This is a genomic window from Streptomyces ossamyceticus (genome assembly GCF_001418475.1).
In the GTDB taxonomy this organism is placed as follows: domain Bacteria; phylum Actinomycetota; class Actinomycetes; order Streptomycetales; family Streptomycetaceae; genus Streptomyces; species Streptomyces ossamyceticus.
This window is the reverse complement of sequence record NZ_LIQX01000833.1, coordinates 602-1,371: the sequence shown is the minus strand read 5'-3', so window position 1 is coordinate 1,371 and position 770 is coordinate 602. Positions and strand designations below refer to the sequence as shown.

General features: G+C 73.8%; 2 pseudogenes. Both read left to right on the top strand.

Features of this window, described 5'->3' with window-relative positions:
- Positions 1 to 213: pseudogene (locus tag AOK15_RS48680) on the top strand (aminotransferase class I/II-fold pyridoxal phosphate-dependent enzyme); the annotation flags it as partial.
- A 2-nt stretch (positions 214 to 215) separates the two neighbouring features.
- Positions 216 to 770 (top strand): annotated as a pseudogene (locus tag AOK15_RS48675) (aspartate aminotransferase family protein); the annotation flags it as partial.

The window sequence follows — 770 nt, the reverse complement described above, 5'->3', positions numbered from 1 at the left end:
TCGGCCATCTCACCACCAGCGGCACCATCGCCAACCTGGAGGCGCTGTTCGTCGCCCGGGAACTCCACCCCGGCCGGGGCGTCGCCTACAGCTCCGAGGCCCACTACACGCACGGACGCATGTGCCGCGTGCTCGGCATCGAGGGGCACCCGGTGCCCGCCGACGGGCAGGGCCGGATCGATCTCGACGCCCTGGAGGACGTGCTGCGCACCGNNCGGCGCCGACGGCCCCGAGGGGCTCCCGGCCGAGCCCTGGCGGGCGATCGCCCGGTGCGACTCGGTGGTCGTCGACCCGCACAAGCACGGGCTCCAGCCGTACGGGTGCGGTGCCGTCCTCTTCCGCGACCCCGAGGTGGGGCGGTTCTATCTGCACGACTCGCCCTACACGTACTTCACCTCCGACGAACTGCATCTCGGCGAGATCAGCCTGGAGTGCTCGCGCGCGGGTGCCTCCGCCGCCGCCCTGTGGCTGACCTTCCAGCTCCTGCCCCCCACCCCGGCGGGTCTCGGCAGGGTCCTCGCGGCCGGGCGCCGTGCCGCGCTCCGCTGGGCCGACCTGATCGACGCGTCCGACGTCCTGGAGCTGTACCAGCGGCCCGAGCTGGATATCGTCGGCTACTTCCCCCTGGTGGAACCGGCGACGCTGAGCGCCGTCGACGCCGCGTCCGCGCGCGTCCTGGCGGACGGCATGGCCCATCCCGATCCGGTGTTCCTGAGCACGCTCAAGGCCGACCGCGCGGCCTTCGCCGCCCGCCACCCCGGCGTCGTGGC